General features: G+C 39.8%; 14 protein-coding genes. 1 reads left to right on the top strand and 13 read right to left on the bottom strand.

Annotated features, from left to right (window positions below; translation table 11 throughout):
* Positions 1-70 precede the first annotated feature (70 nt).
* The 8 genes from AC4CVF_RS20620 to AC4CVF_RS20585 are packed head-to-tail and all read right to left on the bottom strand — an operon-like array spanning position 71 to position 7,819.
* A complete protein-coding gene (locus AC4CVF_RS20620) occupies positions 71-937 on the bottom strand; it encodes a hypothetical protein (protein WP_336953697.1) in 867 nt (288 codons plus the stop codon).
* A gap of 16 nt (positions 938-953) precedes the next feature.
* Positions 954-2,033: a 3-dehydroquinate synthase gene (aroB, locus tag AC4CVF_RS20615; protein WP_490789894.1), complete on the bottom strand. Its 1,080-nt coding sequence runs from the start codon at positions 2,031-2,033 to the stop codon at positions 954-956.
* 36 nt (positions 2,034-2,069) lie between these two features.
* Positions 2,070-2,612 (bottom strand): shikimate kinase AroK, encoded by a 543-nt coding sequence (gene aroK, locus AC4CVF_RS20610; RefSeq protein ID WP_004725433.1) that lies wholly within the window; start codon positions 2,610-2,612, stop codon positions 2,070-2,072.
* A 36-nt stretch (positions 2,613-2,648) separates the two neighbouring features.
* The gene (locus AC4CVF_RS20605; protein WP_490789893.1) at positions 2,649-4,826 is read right to left on the bottom strand and encodes a type IV pilus secretin PilQ; all 2,178 of its coding nucleotides are present in this window, start codon (positions 4,824-4,826) and stop codon (positions 2,649-2,651) included.
* Between the two features lie 21 nt (positions 4,827-4,847).
* A complete protein-coding gene (locus AC4CVF_RS20600) occupies positions 4,848-5,378 on the bottom strand; it encodes a pilus assembly protein PilP (RefSeq protein ID WP_419327977.1) in 531 nt (176 codons plus the stop codon).
* Entirely contained in the window at positions 5,375-6,061 is a 687-nt protein-coding gene (locus AC4CVF_RS20595; RefSeq protein ID WP_490789892.1) for a type IV pilus inner membrane component PilO, read from the bottom strand. Before AC4CVF_RS20595 ends, AC4CVF_RS20600 begins: the two co-directional genes overlap by 4 nt.
* A gap of 58 nt (positions 6,062-6,119) precedes the next feature.
* Complete coding sequence (locus tag AC4CVF_RS20590) at positions 6,120-6,761, bottom strand: PilN domain-containing protein (protein WP_336953692.1); 642 nt, start codon at positions 6,759-6,761, stop codon at positions 6,120-6,122.
* Positions 6,761-7,819, bottom strand: coding sequence for a pilus assembly protein PilM (locus tag AC4CVF_RS20585; protein ID WP_336953691.1), 1,059 nt, complete (start codon positions 7,817-7,819; stop codon positions 6,761-6,763). Before AC4CVF_RS20585 ends, AC4CVF_RS20590 begins: the two co-directional genes overlap by 1 nt.
* Positions 7,820-7,982: 163 nt before the next feature.
* On the opposite strand from AC4CVF_RS20585, the gene ponA reads away from it, so the two are divergent.
* Complete coding sequence (gene ponA, locus AC4CVF_RS20580; RefSeq protein ID WP_336953690.1) at positions 7,983-10,526, top strand: penicillin-binding protein PBP1a; 2,544 nt, start codon at positions 7,983-7,985, stop codon at positions 10,524-10,526.
* Positions 10,527-10,586: 60 nt separating this feature from the next.
* On the opposite strand, the gene AC4CVF_RS20575 is transcribed toward ponA, so the two are convergent.
* The 5 genes from AC4CVF_RS20575 to ftsI form a co-directional block, all read right to left on the bottom strand.
* Entirely contained in the window at positions 10,587-11,390 is an 804-nt protein-coding gene (locus AC4CVF_RS20575) for a putative RNA methyltransferase (RefSeq protein WP_490789891.1), read from the bottom strand.
* Positions 11,391-11,462: 72 nt separating this feature from the next.
* Positions 11,463-12,581, bottom strand: coding sequence for a phospho-N-acetylmuramoyl-pentapeptide-transferase (mraY, locus tag AC4CVF_RS20570; RefSeq protein ID WP_004725416.1), 1,119 nt, complete (start codon positions 12,579-12,581; stop codon positions 11,463-11,465).
* On the bottom strand, positions 12,581-13,990 hold the full coding sequence (locus tag AC4CVF_RS20565; RefSeq protein ID WP_419327979.1) for a UDP-N-acetylmuramoyl-tripeptide--D-alanyl-D-alanine ligase: 1,410 nt from the start codon (positions 13,988-13,990) through the stop codon (positions 12,581-12,583). Before AC4CVF_RS20565 ends, mraY begins: the two co-directional genes overlap by 1 nt.
* A 9-nt stretch (positions 13,991-13,999) precedes the next feature.
* Positions 14,000-15,496, bottom strand: coding sequence for a UDP-N-acetylmuramoyl-L-alanyl-D-glutamate--2,6-diaminopimelate ligase (locus AC4CVF_RS20560; RefSeq protein ID WP_490789939.1), 1,497 nt, complete (start codon positions 15,494-15,496; stop codon positions 14,000-14,002).
* 7 nt (positions 15,497-15,503) lie between these two features.
* Positions 15,504-17,339 (bottom strand): penicillin-binding protein PBP3, encoded by a 1,836-nt coding sequence (ftsI, locus tag AC4CVF_RS20555; protein ID WP_336953687.1) that lies wholly within the window; start codon positions 17,337-17,339, stop codon positions 15,504-15,506.
* Positions 17,340-17,344: the final 5 nt, after the last annotated feature.

Raw genomic sequence — 17,344 nt, 5'->3', positions numbered from 1 at the left:
GCATATATAGCACCATTTTTGTGCAAATATAAAATTAAATAATTAATTTCGCTTCATTTTAGAGCTTATTTTAATTAAAAGGGTCACTTACCTCATGCTCAGTTGGCTTTTTATCAGAAGAATTGCCTGCTGGCTCTTTTGTATTGCCTGAAGTCTGTGCATGAGATTGCGACTTTTGTACATCCACTACATTGCCAGATGCATCACGACGAGTGATTGTAGTTTTGGTGGTCTGGTTCGTAGGAGTTGAACCTGTTAAAGATGACAATGCCGATTTTGCTTGCGCCAGTAGTGTTTCATCAACAACAGGCAAAGGTGCAGACTTTAACTTCACTTGATAGAGTTTATTTGTACCTGCCATTTCATCTGAGCCTAGATCATTGACTAAAGGAATGTATTTTTCAAACTGAATGGCCTGCGGATGTATAGATGCTGGTAATTTTAAATTTAACTGTCGTAACTGATTTTTCGCCTGCTCATCACTTTTAAATACGCCATAGGCTAAAACATATTGCTCTGTTTGATCTTCACCACTTAAACGAAAATAAATAAAATTTTTACGATCCGCTTGTTTTTGTAAAAACCCAAGAATGACATCTTCATCTGAGGTTTTAAATAGTTCTATCATCCAAGCTTTCTTATTTTCTTGAAAAAATTTTGTACCACGAAACTCTACATCATGGTTACCTGCAGTCACGATACGTGTGGTCATTTCAAGTGGGCGCACCTCATCCATCAAAGCACCTAAGTGCGATGTCGCAGCAACTTTTTCAGGCTGAATTTGAACTTGTGCCTCTTCGATAGGATTGACGACAGTGACTAGATCTTTCGTGTCAGTCACTACCCAAAAAATCAGTGCTACCAAAAGACAGATTAATCCACCAACCAACCAAATATATTGTCGAATATTTTGCCAATTTGTACGAATTGCTGCCATTTGGAACTAACCTTTTCTATATCTGATTCGCTAGAATCGCTTGTTTCATCAACTCGACATCAAAATCTTTGGTTATGATGGCTTGTCCGAGTTGTTTTATCAATATTAAACGAAGTTGACCATTTAATACTTTTTTATCATGTGACATATATGCCAAAAATTCATCAAGCGGAATTTTAGGACATGCTACAGGTAATTGGGCACGTTGTATGATTTTTTTTGTACGTTCCAGATCATCGTGTGAAATCCACCCCATACGGTAAGATAAATCAGCAGCCATCACCATACCCGTTGCAATCGCTTCTCCATGCAACCAAACTCCATAGCCTAGATACGATTCAATAGCATGCCCAAAAGTATGACCTAAATTCAATAAAGCGCGTTCGCCTTGTTCTTTCTCATCATTAGCCACAATTCTTGCTTTATGTGCACAAGAACGATAAACCGCTTCAGCCAAGAATTCTGGATCTTGGGCAATCAGCCCATCCATATGATCTTCTAACCATGTTAAAAATTCTAAATCACCCAATAGCGCATATTTAATCACCTCTGCCAAACCAGCTGAAAGCTCACGTTCAGGCAGTGTTCTGAGTTGTGCCATATCAGCCAAAACCACTTGAGGTTGCTGAAATGCACCAATCATATTCTTACCTAATGGGTGATTAATTCCTGTTTTTCCACCAACACTCGAATCAACTTGAGATAATAATGTGGTCGGAACTTGAATAAAATATACGCCTCGCTGGAAACAAGCTGATGCAAAACCTGCCATGTCACCAATCACTCCACCACCTAGAGCTAAAACCGTACAATCACGATTAAAACCAGCTTGAAGCAAAGCATCAAAAATCAAATTGAGGTGCTGAATATCTTTATATTTTTCACCATCAGGCAAAACACATGTTGTAACCTGCTTACCCAGTTGTTGAATTGCATCAACATAGTGCGATAAATATAAGGGCTGAACTGTGGTATTTGTAACAATCATAACTTGATATCCCTTAATATAAGGTTCAAGCAATTCTTGCGGATTCAAATGATTACCAATAAAAATTGGATAACGACGTTCACCCAGTTCAACATGTAAAGTTTGCATGATTCTGCCAAATAACAATGAATGATAATTTACTGACTAAATAATTTCTTTTGAAACGATTAACTGCAATATTCTCAGCGCTAAATCTCGCGCAGCTCCCTGATTCGTTTCAATAATATAATGCGCGACATCTCTATACAGTGGATCTCGTGCTTTAAGTAGATCCTTTAACTTTTGCTCAGGATTCTCAACTTGTAATAAGGGGCGATTTTTATCTCGATGCGTACGTAATAATTGGATTTCTACAGGCGTATATAAATAAATCACAATACCTCTATGTTTGAGATATTCCCGATTCATGGCTTGAGTCACTGCACCGCCACCTGTTGCAACCACTAAGTTTTTTTTTGATGTGAGTTCATCAATCACGATAGTTTCTCTTGTACGGAAACCTTGTTCGCCTTCTTTTTCAAAAATCCAAGGAATAGATGCCCCAGTTTTTCTTTCTATTTCATGATCGCTGTCTAAAAACTCACGACTTAACAGTTCCGCTAGATGCCGACCAACTGTTGTTTTTCCTGCTCCCATGGGCCCTACCAAATAAATATTCGGTAGGGTCTCCAACTCTTTGCTTGGCAAGGAGTCACCTATTGAATTGCTTTCATTGAAAGTATATTAATGATTTCTCGTACGACTGTCATTAACAATTCTTGGTGTCACAAAGATTAATAACTCTCGTTTATTCTCTGTTTTGGCATCCTTACGGAACAATCGTCCTAAATAAGGAATATCCCCTAAAAAAGGAACTTTCGTCTGATTCGTGGTGTTTTCTTGTTCAAAAATACCACCTAATACTACTGTTTCACCATTATCAACCAAGACATTGGTATTGATCTCGTTTTTATTCAGAATGATTTCACCATTCGGTGCCACCCCACCACGTGCATCACTGGTAATATTTAACTGCATTTGCACCTTCCCTTCTGGGGTGATGCTTGGAGTCACATCCAAACTCAACAATGCATCTTTAAATGCTGTTGTTGCCGTTGCAGTACCACCCGCTGTCGATGTTGTCTGATAAGGAATTTGTTGACCCGATGCCACTTTTGCTTTTTGTTTATCCGCAGTCATCACTTTTGGTGTTGAAATCACTTCGCCATAACCATCAGATTGCAAAGCTGATAACTCTAAGTCCAACATAAAATCAGAAAGGCTAATTAAGCCAAATGCAATTTTACTTGCACCCGCAGTAGTCACGCCAAGATCGACATTTAAATTACTACCATTTGTTCTATCAATAGTATATTTACCCTCATCATCCGGATCTCGCAAATCCCAAAGGGTTTGCTCACTCCCACCAACAAGTAAGTCATTATTCTTGGTAATCCCCTGAGATAAAATCCCCCACTTTACCCCCATTTCTTTAGTAAAATCTGTTGTTGCACGGACAATTCGCGCTTCAACCATGACTTGTTTTACCGAAATATCCAACAGATCAATCATTTTACGAACTTTATCAATATTATTAGCAGTATCATTAATAATTAATGTATTTGTTCGTATATCTGCAACTGCACTTCCTCTTGAGCTGAGTAGACTTTCTAAGGCTAAAGAATCTGTATTAGTGGTATTATTCGCCTGCCCACCTTTAGAGTTTCTAGAATCTTCGAGCAACTTTAGAACGTCGGCAACCTTTGCATAACTGAGTTGTATATATTCTGTTTGAATTGGTGCTAACTTAATACTTTGTGCAATTGCCTTTGCTTCATCTTCTTCTGCCTTAATTAGCTCAGTTACAGGTGCAATCCAAATTACGCTGCCATTGCGACGCTTATCCAAGTTTTTTGTTTTCAAAATGATATCTAAGGCCTGATCCCAAGGTACGTCTTTTAGACGTAAAGTAATATTACCTTGAACTGAATCTGCTGCCACCATATTGATACTAGTAAAATCAGCAAGTAGCTGTAGAACACGTCGTACTTCTATATCTTGAAAATCAAGCGAGATTTTCTTACCCGTATAAGACTGACTTGAATTTGGACGATTTGTTTTGCTTTCTGCGGGACGCTTTAAACTCACTGTCAATTTGTTTTCAGCTTGGAAAGCCATATATTCATAGCTACCACTTGATTGAATGGTAATGACGCCATTTGAACCGTCATTATAAGCATCTACAGAAGAAACTGGTGTTGCAAAATCATTCACATTTAAACGACGGATTAAATGCGCTGGAATTTTATTTCCCAAAGTTCGAATAACAACTTTACTGCCTTGTTGTTGTACATCTACAGGCGTATTTGCACCAGAGAGATTCACAATAACCTGTCCTTCTCCAGAAGCCCCACGCTGAAAACCGATATCTGCAATGCCTTGATTTTGCTTATTCAGCGAAGATGCAGCATAAGTGGGTAATGCAGTCGCATGATTAGCATTATTAATCTTTAAAATAAAAGTATTCCCTTCAACACGCGTTGTAAAAGAACCACTATTTTTTAAATTTACGGTTAAGCGTGAACGTTGATCATCAGCCGCAACATCCACCGTAGACGCTTCTTCACTTGCCACAGCAATGGATGATTGATTGATCGTTTGCTTCGCCTGATCAAAGTCCAAAATCAGTCGAGATGGATTGTCCAATTGATAGGCTTGAGGCTGTGGAGGTAAGCCATTAAACATGACACGAATTTCTGTACCTTGCCCTGGTATTTTCATTGGTACAATATTGGTCATAGTTGTTTGCGCTATTGCAACCTGCATAATCGCAATTGACACTGCCGCCATAGTAAATTGACGAAGTTGACTATTCATAAACTTACCATCCCCGTTAAAGATATTTTTCAAACTCTTTTTCATTTTTATTCCTTTATTCCGTTTTTAATCTATTGGACCGATTAGAACTAGACTCCGTGGTCTTTCTATATAACCGTCTCGACCATCTGGAACAATTTCCAATAAATCAATACGGGTAGGCGTAATTTCAATAATTCGCCCCTGATTCATCCCCATGTAATTCCCACGTTGTACCCGCTCAACCTCGCCATCAGGTGTTTTAATCAAACCCACTGTCTGCCCAACTGTTCCTTTCATACTTCCTTTTAGTGTTAATGACTCTAAAGGATAACTTTCAAGTGGTTGTGGCTGTCTTGAAAAATTAGGGTAGACTTGCTTACCTGACATAACTTTCAACTCATTTGCCAATGAGTTCGGTAAAAATGGGCTACGTAATTGTTGAGCTGAATAATTAAAACTTGGTACCGGATTAAATACTGGCGCAGGCTCAATCGGTAATGGTTGCTGATTTCGAATATTTGCCATCTCTTGATTTACGGCATCAATTCGAGAATCACACCCCACCAACAGCACCGCACATGAGATTCCACAAACTATTTTAATGAGCTGCTTCATTGTGGCTTCCCTCCTTGCTGAGGTGTCGTTGTCTTCTGTGCAACAGCATTCGAAGATTTATTTGTTTTCTGCTCATCGGCTCCAATATAACGATACGTTTTTGCTTTAATGGTATAGTCAATCACCGGCACATCAGATTTATTATCTTGACTTGGTGTTCCTATAATTGTGAAATCATGCAAAGTCACAATACGAGGTAATGCCGCCAGACTACTTACAAAACTGCCAAATGAATGATAATCCCCTGTTGCATCAATCGAAATCGGCTGCTCAATAAAGAACTCCTGCTTCACTTCTGGTTCTAATTTGATATTTTTAAATTTCAAACCAGAACTCACCCCTGTCACGTTAATATCTTCAACCAGACTTGGAATTTCAGTTTCTTTGGGAAGCTGTTCTAATTGCTGATTGAAGTTCGCTTCCATTTGTTGTAATTGCGCTTGATATTGCTGCAAATTTCGTAATTTGGAATCTTTTTCTTTAAACTCATTTAATAAGTTTTGTTCAACTGTACGTGCTTGGTCAATTGCCTCTAATTTAGGTCTAATTGCTAAAAAATAACCAATTGCACAAACCAAGAAAAATAAGAAGACCCAACATGTTACTTTAACGGATAAGGGCCAAGTGCCATAGTTATTCATATCCAAAGTATTGAATTGTTGTAAAAATTTCTCAAAATTCATCTTGTTCTTTTTGGAGCATCATTTACAGATGAATCTAATTGCTCAAAATCTTCTCGACTCATTTTGCCCCCCCAGCAGCTGGAACTTGTTCAGCTTTAGTTGTATCTGCATCTGTAGTCGCAGCTATTTCACCGATATCTACAGTCACAACAAAACTTCCATATGATTCTTCCACACGAGGAATAACCGAAGTTTGCCCTTTATTTTTATTTTCATCTGCGGCTAAGAAAGAGTTCATAAACGCATTTCGATACCATTCAGAAGCTTCTAAGCCACGTAGCAATTCAGCAACTGTGTTTGGGCTCTCTGCTTTTCCTTCAATCGTAAACTTATCACCTACACGACTAAATTTTGTGATGTACATTTGTGCAGGAACAATACGGACTAATTCATCAACTAAGCGAACAATCACAGGACGCTGCCCCTGTAAGCCTTGAATAAGTTTCATACGCTCAATAATTGCATTACGGCGCTCTTGCAAACCATCTAAAGTTTTGAGTTGCGTATCTAAATTTTGATTGGTACTGGTCACCAATTGATTAGCCTGCTCTTGATCTTGTAACTTATGATCAAAATAGAACCATGCCAATAACACGGAAACTAAACCAATCAGTGCAACCCCCACACATATCGCAACAAATTGCTTTTTCTTCTGTTCTCTTAGCTCATCACGCCAAGGGAGTAAGTTAATCTTTGCCATTAATCAAAACTCCTTAACGCCAAACCACAGGCAACCATTAGAGAAGGTGCATCATTTTCTATTTTTCTTAAGTCAATTTGTGGTGAAAATCCCATCTGCAAGAAAGGATTTGCAATCGTGACGCGATAGCCTAATTTTTGTTGTAATAATTTTGCCAAACCAGGAATATTAGCATTCCCACCAGCCAGTAAAATATGATCAATCTCATTAAACTGAGAAGATGAAAAGAAAAACTGTAATGAACGAGCAGCTTGTTGTACAACTGCTTCTAAAAACGGCATTAAAACTTCTGTTTCAAAATCATCAGGTAAAGTCCGATCTTTTTTGGCACGACCAGCTTCGTCATAAGACAAACCATAACGGTTCTGTACATCTTGAGTCAGCTGCTTGCCACCAAAAACTTGTTCTCGGGTATAAATGATCTTGCCATTTTGCATCACAGACAAAGTCGTCATGGTATGACCAATATCTAGAATACCCACAAGATTTACACCAATTGGCAAGGTATCAGAAAAGACATCAAAAGCACGCTCAATTGCATAGCTTTCTACATCGGCGATTTTGGGTGACAAGCCTGCGATTTCTAAAACTTCAACACGAGAATCGATATTTTCTGCACGTGTTGCAACGAGTAATACATTGACTCGATTTGGATTTGCTAGCTTATCTTTTAAAACTTCAAAATCTAAACTGACTTCATCTAATGGAAAAGGAATATATTGTTCAGCATCCATTCGGATCTGAACTTCTCTCTCCTCATCCGACATATCTGCATCCATTTCAATGATTTTGTGAATCACCATAGAAGTAGGTACAGCAACCGCGACATTTTGTGATTGAGGGTTGGCAATATTGACTGCCCTTTCCAACGCATCAGCCACTGCTTCAGGATTAAGAATGTTTTTTTCAACAACACTCCCATCCAGCAGAGGGCTTAACCCATAACTTTCAACCCAGTAACGACCGTTCTTAACAGAGAGCTCTAAAATCTTTACAGTAGTAGAACTAATATCTACTCCTATTAACCCCTTATTTGGCTTACGATATAGTCTAAGCACGATTGAATTCCTATTATTTTTTTATCCCCAATAAATAACACAAACTGACTGCATTTGGTCTTAATTTTTTACAGATACAATATCCCATCTAACAATCCGTCACATGAGAAGCTATACTGAACGCAATTAGTTTGCCATTAGCTATTATTAAAACTTACTTGTTATGAAAAAGCTATCTTGTTCAGGTTATATTCATCCCTTTTTTTTGCTGATTATCATTATTTTAGTCGCAATTCCGATGGGCTTTTATGGAATGTATCTATATATCGCGCCATCACTACCAGAAATGAGCTCTTTAAAAAAGGCGCCATTGCTTAAACCTTTGCAAGTTTATTCAGCAGATAATCAGCTGATCGCTGAATATGGTGGCAAGCTTTCGGTCCCTGTTGAGTACAATCAGATCCCTCCTCATTTTATTCACGCCTTTCTTGCTGCCGAAGACTCTTCTTTCTTCGAACATAGCGGGATTAGCTTTAAAGGCTTAGGTCGAGCAGTGAGTGAAAGTGTAACTGGGTCAAATGTACAAACAGGTGGCTCAACAATTACCATGCAGGTTGCTAAAAATTATTATTTATCACCTGAACGGACGCTAAAACGCAAACTTACAGAAGTATTTTTGGCACGTAAAATAGAACAAAATCTATCGAAAGAAGAAATTTTGTCTTTATATGTCAATAAAATCTTTTTAGGTAAAAATGCGTATGGTATTGCTGCTGCTGCAAAAATTTACTATGACAAAAGTTTAGATCAACTCAGTGTTGCTCAAATGGCCATGATTGCAGGTCTACCTAAAGCACCGTCAAAATATAATCCTGTGGTCAATCCTGAACGTGCATTAGAACGTCGTAACTGGATTCTAGGTCGTATGTTACAACTCGGCTATCTCAAACAAGTAGAATATGAAAAAGCCGTAGCTGAACCAATTAATTTGAGTATGCCTGATCGAGGCCTAAGTAATCGATTTCCCTATGTAGGAGAAATGGTTCGGTCAGAACTGGTAGAAAAATTTGGCGATCAAGCAATTGATTCAGGTTATAAAGTTTATACAACTGTAAACAGCCAACGCCAACAATATGCGGAAGATGCTGTACAAAAAGGCTTGGAAGATTATGATCGGCGTCATGGATGGCGCGGTGCTGAAGCTCATGACAAACCGTTAAAAGAATTTATTCCTTATGCCAATACCTACCCTGCTGAAGTCATTAAAGTAGGCAGCAATAGTTTTGATGCCAAAATGCAAGATGGTTCAACAGTGACAGTACCTTGGTCTGGTATGTCTTGGGCAAGAAAATATATCAATGCCAATGCAGTGGGTGGAGCACCAAGCCGTGCTTCACAGATTGTAAACGTCAAAGATATTATTCGTTTACGTCCCAATGATAGTAAAACAGCGTGGTCATTGGTTCAAACGCCGAAAGCACAGGGTCAACTCATCGCTATCAACCCGAACGATGGTTCAATTGAAGCTGTGGTGGGTGGATACAACTTTTACCAATCTAAATTTAACCGCGCAATACAAGGCTGGCGTCAACCTGGTTCAACCATTAAGCCATTCGTATATGCCCTTGCACTTGAACGCGGGATGACCCCTTATACCATGGTGAACGATAGCCCAATTACGATTGGTCGTTGGTCACCGAGAAACTCAGATGGTCGTTATTTGGGTATGATTCCTTTACGACGTGCGTTGTACTTATCTCGTAATACAGTATCTGTACGTTTATTACAAAGCGTCGGTGTAGAACGTGCTCGTCAATTATTGATGGATTTTGGCCTACAAGAAGATCAAATTCCACGAAACTTCACCATCGCTCTTGGTACTCCGCAAGTACTTCCTGTTCAAATGGCTACAGGATATGCCGCAATTGCCAATGGTGGATATCGGATTCAACCACATTTCATCAGTCGTATTGAAGATGCTTATGGAAAAACCATTTACGAAGCAGCGCCTGAATATGCGTGTATTCCATGTATCAATCAAAAAGAAACTGTTGCAGATGCAGAAGCAATCACTCCTGATGATGAAGTTATTAAAGGTGCAAACCTTACAGTAGATGAGACTCAACCCCCACTAAGTAAGGAAGAGCAAAGTAAATATCGCCAAGCGCAACGGATTTTAAAATCACAATCTGCTTTTGATATGGCAAATATTCTTCGTGATGTCATTGTGCATGGTACAGGTCGTGCAGCGCTTAAAATTGGTCGCGATGACATTGGCGGTAAAACGGGTACAACCAATGATGCTAAAGATGCTTGGTTTGCTGGCTTCAATGGCAAATTAGTCGCGATTGCTTGGGTCGGTTTTGACCAACCTTCAACACTTGGTCGTCGTGAGTTCGGTGGGATCGCAGCACTTCCAGTCTGGACTGGCTTTATGGGTAAAGCCTTAAAAGACACGCCATCTGCTTGGGTACATTTTGATAAAAATGCCAAAGCACCAATTTCTCGTGAAGAACGCAACCAAACACAAGTTGAAGGCGCTACTCAAAACGAAGGCTATGGTTCATCACCACCTTTAGCCCGTCCAATCTTCAAACCTGCACCTGTTACACCATCACGTAATTCATCAAATGACTTTGAAGACCTACCTGATGAGGGTTCAGATCAACCGCTAAAACCGAACAAAGTAGCCCCTCCTGCAATGAATCAAGGGAGTGCGAAACGAGAAAGCGATTCTCTTGAAAACTTGATTAATGAAGTTCAATAATTAACTTTTCAAATAAAAAATGCCATCAATTGATGGCATTTTTTATGGCTAAGATTTCTGTTATTTTTTTTGAAAAATATAAATTTGGAATGCAGCTTTTAATGTGGTTTTAATGTGTGCCTCTAAAGCCAAACGCTTTTCAGGTTTTGCTTTATAAGCATAGGGGGTCATTGCAATCAAGTTTTTTAATTGTGCTTGATCCAACTCAAACGTTGTTTCAACAATAGGCTGCTCAATTAACTCAAAAGAGGATTGTAATTGCTCTACAAATTTTTGTGGTTCATGCGCTTTAACTTCATCAAACAAACCCTCACGCATTGCATATAAATGCTCAGGAGCAGGTGTCACCACCATCAAATAAGCCTTAGGCTTAAGAACTCTGAGTATTTCTTCTTCAGGGATCGGACTAAATAAGCTGGTACACAAATCAATAGAATGATCCAATACAGGTAAGGTTGCACCTGTACCCACAATCCATGTCACGTCTTTATTGAGTTTTGCAGCAACTTGAACCGCATTTTTTCCAATATCAACACCAATACATTGCATCACTTCTTGCTGCATAGCATCAGTATAGTAGCCCTCACCACAACCGATATCCAGTAGGTTTTCAACACGCAACCCACGAATTTTCTCAACAACGGCTTGTTGTAAAGGTGCATAAAATCCACCACTTAAAAATCCACGTCGTGCTTGTACAGATTCAGGCGTATCTCCAGGATTTTTACTATGCTTATGTTGTACTACATGTAAATTTACATAGCCTTGTTTTGCTACATCATAACTATGATTGTTTACACAGCGCCAAGTCCGATCCGATAGGCTCAATACCTCACGACATACGGGGCACATCAACAAATTCATTGCATTCTCCAAAAAGATATTTTTTGGCCATAAAAAAGCCGGCAAATGCCGACTTTTTCAAATCACTCTGGCTTAACGTAATTTTAATGTCATTAGACCCAAAACTACCAGCATAATTGTGATAATCCAAAAACGAATCACCACTTGAGTCTCACGCCAGCCTTTTTTCTCATAATGATGATGTAACGGCGCCATAAGAAATACACGCTTATTCCGCATACGCAACGATCCGATTTGCAAGAATACGGAGATTGCTTCTACAACAAATACACCACCCATAATAGCAAAGACGATTTCTTGACGAACCATTACCGCGATTGTACCTAACATTGCCCCCAATGATAACGCCCCTACATCCCCCATAAAGACTTGGGCAGGATGCGCGTTGTACCAAAGAAATGCTAAACCAGCCCCAATCATTGCAGCACAAATAATCACCAGCTCAGACGTATATTTTACATAAGGAATATGTAAATAATTGGCAAAGCGGATATCACCTGCCAAATATGCAAAAACACCTAAACCTGCAGCAACCAAGACAATCGGCATAATCGCTAAGCCATCTAAGCCATCTGTCAAATTTACTGCATTTGATCCACCATTAATCACCAGATAGGTAAAAATAATAAATCCAATACCCAACGGAATGGACGACAATGGAATGCTCAGATTTTTAAAAAATGGAATCAATAAATCCAACATATTCGCAGTATGTACAGGACTGTCTTGCTGAGTGGCGATTATATACAAAGCAATACCCGCACCTAAAGAACCAACTGAAGTCCAAAAGAACTTCTTCTTAGCAGGTAAGCCCGCATTGTCTTTATAGCGTACTTTAATCCAATCATCCGCCCATCCTACAGCACCAAAGATCACCATAACAGCCAAGACAATCCATACATAAGGATTGGATAAATCTGCCCACAGTAAAGTACTAATCCCAATTGAAAGCAGAATTAAAATCCCACCCATAGTGGGCGTACCCATTTTTTTGGCATGATTTTCAGGTGCATATGAACTAACCGCCTGACCATATTTGAGCGCTTGTAATTTACGGATCATTACTGGTCCCAAGGCCCAACCAATCGCAAGTGCAGTGAGTACACTGAGCAATGCTCGTAACGATAAGTATCGAACAACTTGGAACGCGTTTTCATAACCCGCCAAGTGTTGAAATAACCAATACAGCATTAAACTTTCTCCATCAAATCAGCCATCAACGTTTCCATATGGGTATAGCGAGAACCTTTAAACAAGAAACTCATGGACTGTGGTTGATGTGTTGCAATTAAACTTAACAATAAAGGTAAAGCTTGTTCTTGGTTAAGAAAAGCTTGTAATTTTTTACCATATTGAGTACTTCGCGCACCTTCTTGTGTGGCAGGCGCAAACTCCCCTACCGCGACAACAAAGTCGATCCCATCCACTGAAACCAGATCACGACCCAACATATAGTGTTGCTGAGCAGCAGTATCGCCCAGTTCGCCAATATCGCCAATCACCATCACTTTGATCCCTTGCTGTTGCGCAAGTACTTCAGCTGCTGCACGCATTGAAGTCGGATTGGCATTATAGGTATCATCAATAAATAAGTGCTTGCGCTTATGAATAAAATTCAAACGCCCTTTTGCACCTTGTGCCGACTCCAAGCCAATCACAATATCGTCTAACTCAACACCAATCGCCAAAGCAAATACTGTCGCTGCTTCTGCATTATGAACATTATGTTCGCCTGCAAAAGGCAGATTGACCGTTCTTACACCTTGAGGCGTATTAAGTGTAAAGATTGTAGACTGTGCGTGTAACTGAACATCCGTCGCAAAGACTTCGCCACCCTGACCAAAACTTAACACTTGCTCAGTATGTACCACTTGGCGAATCGCATTCGTAAAATCATCCTGAGCAGGAACAATTGCTATTCCAGCTGGATCAATATGACGGTAAATTTCAGATTTAGCACGGCAAATTCCATCACGTCCACCAAATTCGCCTAAATGTGCAGTTCCAATATTTAGAATACCAGCAACATGTGGCTGTACAAGATTTGAGGTGTAATCAATTTCACCTTGATGGCTTGCACCAAGTTCCATCACCGCATATTGATGCTCTGAACGTAGCTCCAATAACATCATTGGCACACCAAGATCATTATTTAAATTGCCACGTGTAATCAAGGTCGGGGCTAAACGTGAAAGAATACTCCCCAACATCTCTTTGGTGGTGGTCTTACCACTACTACCTGTAAGTGCAATCACTTTTAATTGTGGATGTTGAGCCCGACGATACGCGCCTAAATGCCCCAATGCCAAACGAGTATCCGCCACGACAAGTTGGCAGATATTTGCTTCAATTGGATGGCTAACAATGGCAATTTGGCAGCCATTCGCAGCCACTTGGGCAACAAAATCATGTGCATCAAAACGCTCACCTTTGAGCGCCAAAAAAGCATCACCTAATTCAGCATGACGTGAATCAGTCAAAATACGTTTAATTTCACCTTGTGGTGCTTGATCTAAATACCAATAACCTTGAGTTGCTTCAGCAAGTTGTGCTGCTGACCATGGCTCCAAAGGCACAGTACTGGTGGTAGAGGTGTGCATCTCTTAGTCCTAATGAGCTGGATAAGCTGAATTGGGTTTATTGTGTTGTGTATCTATTGCCGATTGCACTTCAACGATATCGTCAAACCAATGACGGACACCATCAATTTCTTGATAATTTTCATGCCCTTTTCCGGCAATCACAACAATATCACCTGATTGTGCATGCTTTACTGCATATTTGATTGCTTCACGGCGATCACGGATTTCGTGAACCTCATGCTGGCTAAAATCAATTTCATGCTTCATATCGGCAAAAATTTGCTCAGGATTTTCTGTACGCGGATTATCTGATGTGATGATCACAGGATTGGCTTGTTCCAAAGCTGCTTTGGTCATCAATGGGCGTTTACCGCGATCTCGATCGCCACCACAACCAAAGACAGCCCAAAGCTGATTTTCAACATGACGTTTTAAGGTTTTTAAAACCTGAGTTAAAGCGTCTGGTGTATGTGCATAATCCACCACAAACAGACGATCTTGATCACGAATCACTTGCATACGTCCAGGTGCACCTTTTAGGTTAGGTACAACTGCGATAAGTTGCTTTAAATCAAAACCTGCTTGCTCAGCAACAATTAAACTGGCCACCAAATTTTCAATATTAAAATGCCCAAGTAATGGGCTATTCACAGTAAATTCAGCTTTGGCTGTTTTTAGATGGAATGTTGCTCCATCTAGGCTATATTTAATCCCAAATACTTGGTAATCAGCCGCTTTAGAGGTTGAATAGGTCAATACTTTTGGATGTAACAGATTGCTACTTGCCGCATTCATCATTAGATCTGCATGCGCATCGTCTATATTAATTACCGCAACTTTTAGCGTAGCAAATTTAAACAGTAACGCTTTTGCTTCAGCATAGGCTTCAAGCGTCCCGTGATAATCCAAGTGATCTCGACTCAGATTACTATATGCAGCAATCTCAATATCACAACCATTTAAACGACCTTGTGCCAAACCATGTGAACTTGCCTCAATAGAAGCGAATTCAGCACCTTGCATAGAAAATTCATACAAAAGACTTTGTAAATGTAAAGCATCTAAAGTGGTATGTGAAGACGCTTCTAGGTTTGGCAAAATCCCATTACCTGTGGTTCCCATTACTGCACATTTTTTATTTTGCAATGCCAGTAATTCAGCAACGAGGCGTGAAATCGTAGTTTTACCATTGGTTCCTGTGACTGCAAGAATTCGCGCAGCTTTTACAGGGGATGTTGCTTGTAAATATTGTTTTTGCCATTGACCCATTAACTGACGAACATCTGGGCAGATCAATGCAGATTCAAAACCTAAATCTGTTTCACTAATAATCGCCAATGCGCCTTTGTCTAAAGCAATTTGAGCGAATTGTGCTGTTTTTTCTGGTTGCGAATAACTGGTTAAAGCAATAAAAATTTGTCCTTGTTGTACATAACGACTATCTAGAGAAAAGCCATTAAATGACTCAGACATCCACGTCTTTGTATTATCAACTTTATAAATATCTTGAAAATTAATCATTATGGTTTACCTATGGCTTTGCCTTAGCCGTTTCAAGAGGTTTATCTAAAGGCACATTCATTAAACGTAAAGATTCTTGCATAATTCGAGCAAATACTGGGGCTGCAACCAAACCACCATAATATTGTCCCCGCGGATTTTCGACTACAACAATAACGGCTAAACGAGGATCACTAATCGGTGCCACACCAGCAAATAAAGCACGGTATTCAGTATTCGAATAGCCTCTGTGGTCAGGACGCAACTTATGTGCTGTACCTGTTTTACCACCCACGCGATAACCAGGAATATTGGCTTGTTTTGCAGTACCACCGGGCATCGTGACTTGCTCTAACATCAACAAAACTTCATCAGCAATTTTAGGAGCTAAAACCTGTTTACCTTTGGGCTGATCATTTAATTTATAGAGACTTAAAGGATATTCCACACCATGATTGGCCAACATTGCATAGCCTTGCGCCAACTGTAAAATAGTAGCATTTAAACCATAACCATAGGCCATTGTGCCAATTTGTGAAGAATTTAACTTTTCAGGTGGAAGTACTAAACCTCCACTCTCACCTGGGAATTTAACTGCCGAACGCTGACCAAAACCCACTTTTCTAAAGAAACTTGGTAAAGTTTCTTTTGGTAAAGACAAGGCAATCTTTGCCGATCCCACGTTCGAAGATTTGATAATCACACCAGTGACGGTCAACGAACCATAATTATGCGTATCACGAATAGTATGGGAGCCTAAACGCATCGAACCAGGACTAGTACTAACCACAGAGTTAGGCGTATATTTGCCACTTTCTAAGCCTGCGGCAATAGTAAAAGGTTTCATGGTTGAACCAGGTTCAAACATGTCAATTGCACCACGGTTCCGCATAGCATCTTTATTACTTAAGCCATTTTTATCATTGGGATTATAAGAAGGCCAACTCGCCATAGCCAGAATTTCGCCCGTTTTTACATCCACAGCAATTGCAGAAGCGGAACGTGCATTATTGGCAACACCCACCGCAGTCAACTCACGATACATAATATATTGCAAACGTGAATCGATACTTAAGGTGATGTTCTCCCCTGCTTTAACTTCTTTCACCACTTCAGGCGTGGTAATACGGTTACCATGTTTATCACGAGAAATCTTTTGCTCACCATCTTCACCCGCCAGACGTGTGTTCAATTGCATCTCTAAACCCTCAATCCCCGTTCCTTCACTATTGGTGAGACCAATAATTTGCGCATTGGGTTGTGGCTGAGGATAGTAACGTTTGTAGGTTTTCTCTGCATAAACACCAGCAAATTTATGCTGTGTAATAAAATCAGCCTGAGGTGGTGGAACTTCTTTTTTGAGTACCAAATAACGAGAACGAGGACGTTCACTTAATCGCTTTTTTAAATCTGCGCGATCAAGACCAACTGCATCTGCTAACTCATCTAGATTTAAATTTTCATCAGGCAGTTGACGTTTAAGCTTGCGACTATTGGGTGTTTTTTGTAATTCAGCCGTAATAGTATCAAACTGTTTTTTAGTCTCAAAATACTCCCGTGGATCAATCACTACTTTCATGATTGGGGAACTGATTGCCAGAGGCACGCCATGACGATCACTAATCACACCACGCATGGCTTTTAATGTTTCAGAACGTAGGATATTGGCATTGGCTTTATTTTGTAAAAAGTCTTTGTTAATCACTTGCACATAAAATGCGCGACCGACCAAACCCACAAAACATAAAAGAACCACGCCCCACATTAAATAGAAACGCCACATATCTATCGATACAGTACTTTTCTGGGTAATTGAAGGCTGCTTTTTACGCGGCTGCCGGGTTGGTTTAGTTTGCTTATCTGCCATACAGA

Source organism: Acinetobacter sp. LipI_19 (assembly GCF_058242925.1).
Note: the sequence above shows the minus strand (reverse complement) of the source record. Positions and strands in the feature narration are given on the sequence as shown.